This is a genomic window from Bradyrhizobium sp. CCBAU 11386, from assembly GCF_028128955.1.
Lineage (GTDB): Bacteria > Pseudomonadota > Alphaproteobacteria > Rhizobiales > Xanthobacteraceae > Bradyrhizobium.
Map to the genome: position 1 here is coordinate 1 of NZ_LBKA01000070.1, position 569 is coordinate 569.

Consider the following 569-nt stretch of genomic DNA (forward strand, 5'->3'; position numbering starts at 1 on the left):
CTTCAGGTCTACATGCGGGAACAGCTCGCCAAGCTCTCCCGTGGGCACGACCTGGCCAAGGCGTTCAACTATATCCTGAAGCGCTGGGCGAGCTTCACCCTGTTCCTCGAGGATGGGCGGGTATGTCTGTCCAACAATGCCGCCGAACGAGGCCTAAGAGGCATCGCTCTTGGGCGAAAATCCTGGTTGTTCTGCGGCTCCGATCGCGGCGGACGGCGTGCGGCGGCCATGTACAGCCTGATCGTTACGGCCAAGATGAACGGCATCGACCCGCAGGCGTGGCTCACGGATATCCTCGCCCGCATCGCCGCCCATCCGGCCAATCGCTTGGACGAACTGCTGCCCTGGAATTGGACGCCCGCATCAACGATCTCCGCTCGAGCGGCATGACCACTCACGTCAACAAGGTCCATCACGTCACCACCATTGCCAAGGTCGCCAAGGACCTCGGCGAAGACGAAGATTGGCTGTGGGACATCGCCATCGAAATGGAGATCGAGGATGGCGTGATCTGGGTCTATGGCGTCGGAGAAGACGGCGTCCAGGCGTTCACCGACTTCGGAATCGAG

At 61.2% G+C, this 569-nt stretch carries 2 protein-coding genes; both read left to right on the forward strand.

The features are described 5' to 3' along the window. Positions 1-390, forward strand: a 390-nt coding sequence (locus tag XI09_RS08410) for an IS66 family transposase (RefSeq protein WP_271566424.1), incomplete at its 5' end; no start/stop codon positions are given. Continuing rightward, on the forward strand, positions 387-569 hold a 183-nt coding region (locus XI09_RS08415; RefSeq protein ID WP_271566425.1), incomplete at its 3' end, for a hypothetical protein. The genes XI09_RS08410 and XI09_RS08415, both read left to right, overlap by 4 nt.